The organism is Sediminitomix flava, assembly GCF_003149185.1.
GTDB lineage: Bacteria > Bacteroidota > Bacteroidia > Cytophagales > Flammeovirgaceae > Sediminitomix > Sediminitomix flava.
Window position 1 is genome coordinate 155,494 of sequence record NZ_QGDO01000011.1, and the last position, 6,800, is coordinate 162,293.

Annotated in this window: 5 protein-coding genes and 2 rRNA genes; all 7 read right to left on the reverse strand. The window is 37.2% G+C overall.

What is annotated here, in order from left to right; genetic code table 11:
• Positions 1 to 40: 40 nt before the first annotated feature.
• Complete coding sequence (locus BC781_RS24695) at positions 41 to 1,150, reverse strand: glycosyltransferase family 4 protein (RefSeq protein WP_109623104.1); 1,110 nt, start codon at positions 1,148 to 1,150, stop codon at positions 41 to 43.
• Between the two features lie 15 nt (positions 1,151 to 1,165).
• Positions 1,166 to 2,287 (reverse strand): glycosyltransferase, encoded by a 1,122-nt coding sequence (locus tag BC781_RS24700; RefSeq protein WP_109623105.1) that lies wholly within the window; start codon positions 2,285 to 2,287, stop codon positions 1,166 to 1,168.
• A gap of 42 nt (positions 2,288 to 2,329) precedes the next feature.
• Entirely contained in the window at positions 2,330 to 3,415 is a 1,086-nt protein-coding gene (locus BC781_RS24705; protein WP_109623107.1) for a glycosyltransferase family 9 protein, read from the reverse strand.
• Positions 3,416 to 3,910: 495 nt separating this feature from the next.
• Entirely contained in the window at positions 3,911 to 4,387 is a 477-nt protein-coding gene (locus BC781_RS24710; protein WP_109623109.1) for a DUF4920 domain-containing protein, read from the reverse strand.
• A 154-nt stretch (positions 4,388 to 4,541) separates the two neighbouring features.
• Entirely contained in the window at positions 4,542 to 6,314 is a 1,773-nt protein-coding gene (locus tag BC781_RS24715) for an alpha-amylase family glycosyl hydrolase (protein ID WP_109623111.1), read from the reverse strand.
• 168 nt (positions 6,315 to 6,482) lie between these two features.
• Positions 6,483 to 6,594, reverse strand: a 5S ribosomal RNA gene (gene rrf / locus BC781_RS24720).
• Positions 6,595 to 6,712: 118 nt separating this feature from the next.
• Positions 6,713 to 6,800, reverse strand: a 5S ribosomal RNA gene (gene rrf, locus BC781_RS24725); the annotation flags it as partial.

The following is a 6,800-nucleotide window of genomic DNA, read 5'->3' on the forward strand; positions in this document are numbered from 1 at the left end:
AAAGCTCAAGTCTAATTGATATAGACTTGAGCTTTTTTATTTACTTTTTTACCACTCCTTGCAAAGTTTTAATCACATTCTTCCAATAATACCGATCGTAGAAAGTTTTTGGAGTTGGTAAATCTCCTTGCGTTTTTACCCTTATCAGATTCTGATAAAATTCCTCTACTTGGTTATCCTTACTAATCAACAGCTTTTCTCCACAGTCTGCTACTGCTATTCCTTCTGCTCCTGTAGCAAACGAAACCACAGTTTTTCCTAAACCAATAGCCTCGATAGCCTTGGTTTTTACTCCTCCACCAGAATAGATAGGATTCAATACCACATCTGCACCAAGAATATGTTTTTGTAAGTCATCCACAAAACCTAAATACTGATAATACGATGACGAAGAAGTCTTCAATTCACCTTCTACACCTCCTCCACAAACAATGATATGAAAAGGGAAATCGGCATTTCTCTCCATATAAGGAAGTAATTCATTTTGGACAAATGCCAATCCTTCAGCATTGGGCTGATAGCTGAATGCCGCATAATAAAGTAGCAAGAAAGTATCTTCGGATAATCCTAAAGACATTTTCAATTCCTTTTTAGCCAATTCATCTTTCATTGGACTACTTTCTTGGTCTATCATATGAGGCAGAAAAGTAACTTCAGAAGGTTTGAGCTGAAAAACTTGTTCTCCTTCTTCCATTTCACTTTCTGAAATAAACAAAGAATGATCAGCCAATTGGAACATTACTTTTTCCCAAAAATACATCAATGGACTCCACCATTTCCCTATCGTTTCCCAACGCTTATACTCCAAATTATGTGCATAAAGCAAGGTTCTAATCCCTAACAGTTTTCCTACAGCCCATACGAAAGGCATCATATAAGGCTGCTGCAAAAAGATAGTCGTTACATTTTCCTTTTTACAAATATCCCACAAACGGTAAGCAAAACGAGGATCGATGTACTTCCACTTTTCATCTTTAAAAAGTCCATAAAATGGATAGGTAAGCTCCTCTGTAAGTTCATTATTATCTGAACTCACAGCTACAATTTCCTCAACTTCGGAAAGCTTCTCACAAAGGTCAAAACAAACCTTGTGTCCTCCGTTTGTTGGTGGCATATACTTGTAAGAAGTAATGACTAGCGTTTTTCCCATCTCTCAAAATCAATTCTAAAGCTTACCTACCAAATCCTCAATAGACTTCGCCAAACTTGTCCAAGAAAAGTTTTCCTTAAACTTCTTATGATTTTCTCGGAAGTCCTGCTCTCGGTCTTCTGTAAAATATTGTTTGATCTTCTCTGCGATAAGGTTTACTTCGGGCTTTTCTACCATAAATCCTGTTTCTCCATCCAAGATATATTCACCTAAACCACCTACATCTGTCGCAATCATTGGTAATTCATAATGAAGTGCAATTGTAGATATCCCACTTTGCGTAGCAGACTTATACGGAAGTAGACATACATTGGCTGCCGAAAAGAAAATCGGCACTTCATGGTCATCTATATAACGTACATGTGTTTTGATATTTGCTTTCAGTGGCGAGTTATCGATCTGTGATTGATAAGCCGAAAAATCACCATAGCTTTCTCCTGCAATGACCAACTCATAAGAATCATCCAATTGGTTAAAAGCATCAATCATAAGATCTAGCCCTTTGTAATTTCGGATAAACCCAAAGAAAAGAATTGTTTTCTTATTCGGGTCTAAACCCAACTCTTGACAAGCCTTTTCTCTATCAATTGGTGCTGGAAAATGATCATACAGCGGATGCGGGTGGTAGTTGTAAATCGCATTGGGCTGAAAGTGTAGCATATCCTTTTCCACTTGCTTACTCATCACCACAAATCCGTCATTCTGCTTCATAAAATAAGAAGTAAATGGCGTATCTATAAAGCGTTTTTCGTGCGGAATCACATTGTCTAGTACCGTAATCACTTTTGTATTTGGTCCCATCAGCTTAGCCACTGTTCCTTGCGAAGGTCCGAAAAAAGACATCCAATATTTCATGAGTAAAATATCGGGTTGCCATTCTTTTATTTTCTTCGCGGTCGTCAAATAACTGATCGGATTAATCGTATCCAAGCATGGAATACTTTCAATCGGGTCAGCAACATCTGCCTCAGTGACATACTGCGTTTGCCCCGGAAACAAAAAATCCGGGTATTGTCTGGAAAAGGTAAAAGCTTTTAGCTCATGCCCTTGTTGCTCCAACACCCTATACATATTGGCATTAAACTGTGCGATTCCTCCTCTGAAAGGATAAAAAGTGGATAAACATGCTATTTTCATACTCACAATGCGTTCTTCTCTACTACAAAAAAGTTTTCAGTATTAATTCAAGTCTTCCAAAGCAGTCATAGCCTGTTCCACCGAAAGGTCGTGCATACAACGTCGCTCTCTCGAACAGCTATTCCCATAGAAGCAATCACAACCCGATTGTGGTTCTACAATCACACCTCTTCCGTACAACTCAAATTCATACTTATTGAAGATGTTATTGAAAAGAACCATTTTCTTTTTCAAGCCTGTAGCAATGTGCATCATCATAGATACCTGTGTCACGATGATATCACAATTAGCTGTCAGTGCAATGAATTCTTCTAGAGAAAAATGTCCAGGATAGAATACATCTGCTTGTTCACTATAAAAACGGTTCTTTTCATCTTCTTGCTTTCCTCCCAAAAGTACAGGGTAATACCCTTTTTCTTTTAGAAGTTTAGCGAATGCTATCCAATTTTCATCTGTCCAAAGTCTTGTTTGCCATCTTGCACCACAACCTGTATTCAGACCAACAATTTTCTTTCCTTCTGCTTGCTCTTTCAAGCTATTCCACTTCATAGAAAGCTCCTCATTGATATTCAATAAATAAGGCTCTTGTCTAAATTCTTGATGACAAATCTCGAAGATTTCATCGAGGTAATTACGCTCGTTGTCTTGAGAAAGCTGATCATCTAAACCTGTCATAAGTTTATGAGTAGCTTTCTCAGTCGCTACATCTATGTGATTATCTTTCCAGATAAAGCCATATTTCTCTTTCGCTTCTACTTTTGCCAATAAAGCACAAGCCTCATGTTCTTTATCGAGGTTTATAGCAATGTCAAAAGCCATATTTTGAAGTCTGAAATAAGCCGTAGCATCTGGAGTAAGTATTTCGTCAATCCAATCTTTAGGCAATACAGCTGGAGAAAGTGTTAGCCAAGTAATATGAGCATTCGGATAAAGTTCTCGATACCTAATGAGCAAAGGTGTAGTACGGATCACATCTCCTATTGCACCAAGCTTGATAATCAAGATTCTTTTAGATATCGGCTGATAATCCTCACAATTCAGACAAACACGATTATGCGTTTTATTTGGCTTACAAGGGTACGCTCCCTTAAAATGTATACAATCAAATTTAATATCAGTCAACTCCATAAACTGTACTGTTTTCTGTACTATGTTAGCGATAGTACCCACCTTAAGACCTTAATTAGTAGGACATATGAATTTGGGTAATTTCTATTTTCATTCAAATTGATCGCTTATAGTGGGAATTATTGTTCATTGATTTAATCGTAGTCTTCATTTTTCCTTGATGAAAAACGAAGCAAAAAATCAAGTCCCATTCTATCATCCTCCCCACAAATCATCCCAAGCTTCGCACGATGGGACAAGCCCCCCTGTTATGCGACTAGTGGGCTTTTGCCACAAAAGCGGAGAAGCGGTAGCTAGTGCGCTAACCGTTTTTTATGTGGCTTGATTTCCTTTGCTTCGTTTTTCATCAAGCAAAGAAATGAAGGCTACAATTTGAAAAAGGAACATAATCCCGCTGTGTATGAATTTTTATGGATGAAAAACAATCCTGTTTACTTATGTCCACCTTAAGACCTTAATTGGAATAATAGATAAAAACGTAAAGATAATAAAAGACTATTCTGTAACAGTCGTTTTTCCATCTACTAAAATCACTCCATCTGCAACCATTGTCAATTTCAATTCTGGTTCTGTGATTTTTGCAATCTCTTCCGCTGACTGACCAGCATCTTCGGCATAATGTTTTAGCTCGTCTACAGGAATAAGCTCTTTCTTCAATTCTCCTTCCATGATTACCTTTCCTGACTCTAGTCCTTTTGGTACAAAGAAACCATAGTCTTTAAACTTTACCATCAGATCACTTCCATCTTCCAAAGTCACTTTCATCCAACAACCTTTGACCGCACAAGACTCATAAACATCACCTTGAATTTTCACATTTGCTACATCATTTGCCGCAATTGTAGATTTTAATTCTGTGTCTGAAAGAATATTATCTGCTGTAATTTCTGCTCCAAAGAATTCTTTTTTTTCTTCTTTCTGACAAGCAAATAATGTAAAAAGGGCAAAAAGGATAATGGTTAGCTTTTTCATGATTTATAAATATTCTATTGTGTAAAAAAACAGTTTTAATACGCTTACTTTTCGGATACAAAATACTGAATTCTCGGAATATTAGTTTGTAATTGAAATGAAATTAGCTTTCAGTAAAATAAATCCTATATTTCCTCAACTTCAACGGATGAACCTACCGAACTTCTTCAATTAACAACACTTGATTTACGGACTTAAATGCGACTTTTCCATCCTCAACCTTCGCTATTTCTCCTGAATAAGCATTTCGCAATTGCGTACCTTCTTCATAAATATCACGCAACTCTACGACACTAAGCTCATCTTCAGTCAATTTAATAATGACTCTATCACGATGTCCATTCTTATCGTATTCTCTTAGAAAAGTATTTTCACCAATAGAGGTCTGAATACCTGCTCCAACTGAATGATGATTATTTCTGAATTGCCCTAGTTTTCTCCAATGTTTCAACATTTCGGGGTTTGTACCCCAAACAAAATCTGATCGGAATCCATGAGTTGGATCAGAAGCATTACTTTCTACAGCCTTTCGACCTACTTCATCACCATAAAATATCTGTACTGCCCCAGGAGATAACAGAAGAGAAGTCCCACAATTCATCATATCAGAATTTTGAGTATCTCTCTTATAGGTATTGTTCAAAAAACTAAGTGTATTCCAATCTTCTCTAGTATTGAGATTATCGGAATAGTTCTGCCATGTTGTTCCTATTGATAATAAGTTGCCATCTTTTGGGAAAGTAAAATTCACAATTGAAGCGAAACCAGCTTTAGCATATTCTTCATTAAAGTCTATTCCGGCATCCCAAATATCACCCGTCATCCAGAAATTATCGCTCCAGTTTGCTCCTGCTATATTTGGATTCTTTTCTCTCCAATTACTCAAAGCTTCATTGCATGCTTTGTTTAATTCTACCCAACGGAACGTATCTACATTTTCTAACACATCACATCTAAAGCCATCAATTCCGAACTCCTCTACCCAAGCGGCAAGCCAATGAATAACATATTCTGATTGAGCAATATCTAAATCCGTTCGATACTTCTGAGCCGAAGGATTAACCCACTTCTTAAATTCGTCGCCTTCACTTGCCCATTTATTCTTCATGAGTTGAGGAAGACCTACTGCCTTTCTTGAATCTGTCCTAAAATCAGGCAAACCAAAGATACTTTCCGTCAATACATCTTTATCAACTTCTTCACTACTTCTTATCCAAGAATCTCCCCACCAATTCATCCAATTCTGAGAATCTTCAAAGTCAAAATGATTGAGGTATGAATAAATCTGATAATGCTCTAAGCTATCTTTTCCTTCAAGATTTAATCCATCGTAGTGCATTACGGCTTCATCTTCCGTCAGATCAACTCCTCCAAATTTATATTGAACAGCATCTAAGAGCGTTAAATACCCTGGATGATTAATCCCTGCATCCATAACCACTCTCATTCCTTGAGTGTGTGCTAAATCAACAAATGCTCTGAATTCTTCAATTGTACCAAAGTTTTTATCCATGGCTGTAAAATCCATCGGATAATAACCATGATAAGCATAATGAGGAAAGTCGTTTTTGTCTCCTCCACCTACCCAACCGTGGATTTGCTCATAAACACCTGTGATCCAAATGACATTTACACCTAACTTTTGGAAATAACCTTCTTCTAACTTTTGAGTGATTCCGACAATGTCTCCCCCGTGGAATGTAGCAACATTCTTAGTTTCATTTCCATAATCATTTTTCCGATTATAGTTCTCATCGTTTGAAGAAGTTCCGTTAAAAAATCTGTCAATGTAAACAAAATACACTGTTGCATTATCCCAAGTAAAAGATTCACCTACAGCACTACTCTCCACCCTACTTTTACATGAATAAAGACTCGATAACAAGAATAAGGTGAAGAGCACCTTACCTAATAGATTCTTTTTCATATTTACTTATTTTGATAGTCTAGGCAATTTGAGTTGCCTTGTTTTGTCAGAATAAATATACATCAAGCGAGTGGAAATATAATTATCGAAATAACTCTTGTGGCGAGATTGTTATAAATAAAAAGGCTTAGCTAGTATCTTGTACTAACTAAGCCTTTTTTGAAATAAGGTTAGCAATGACCTACTCTCCCACCTATTACGGCAGTACCATCGGCGCGGTAGGGCTTAACTGCTCTGTGCGGAATGGGAAGAGGTGAACACCTACGCTATCATCACTATTATATTTTAGATGTCTTTACTTCTAAAACAGCCTCCCTTTACCGCTCTGTTTCGAAGTTTTAGGGGATAAAAAAACTCAACTAATATCTTGTATCAATTGAGTTTCTTAAAATTAATAAGGTTGGCAATGACCTACTCTCCCACCTGTTACGGCAGTACCATCGGCGCGGTAGGGCTTAACTGCTCTGTGCGGAATGGGAAGAGGTG

Bases quoted from the DNA above. Each gene is read 5' to 3' on its own strand.
- BC781_RS24715 (WP_109623111.1), bottom strand. From the start codon at position 6,314: ATGAAAAAGAATCTATTAGGTAAGGTGCTCTTCACCTTATTCTTGTTA.
- BC781_RS24705 (WP_109623107.1), bottom strand. From the start codon at position 3,415: ATGGAGTTGACTGATATTAAATTTGATTGTATACATTTTAAGGGAGCG.
- BC781_RS24710 (WP_109623109.1), bottom strand. From the start codon at position 4,387: ATGAAAAAGCTAACCATTATCCTTTTTGCCCTTTTTACATTATTTGCT.
- BC781_RS24695 (WP_109623104.1), bottom strand. From the start codon at position 1,150: ATGGGAAAAACGCTAGTCATTACTTCTTACAAGTATATGCCACCAACA.
- BC781_RS24700 (WP_109623105.1), bottom strand. From the start codon at position 2,287: ATGAAAATAGCATGTTTATCCACTTTTTATCCTTTCAGAGGAGGAATC.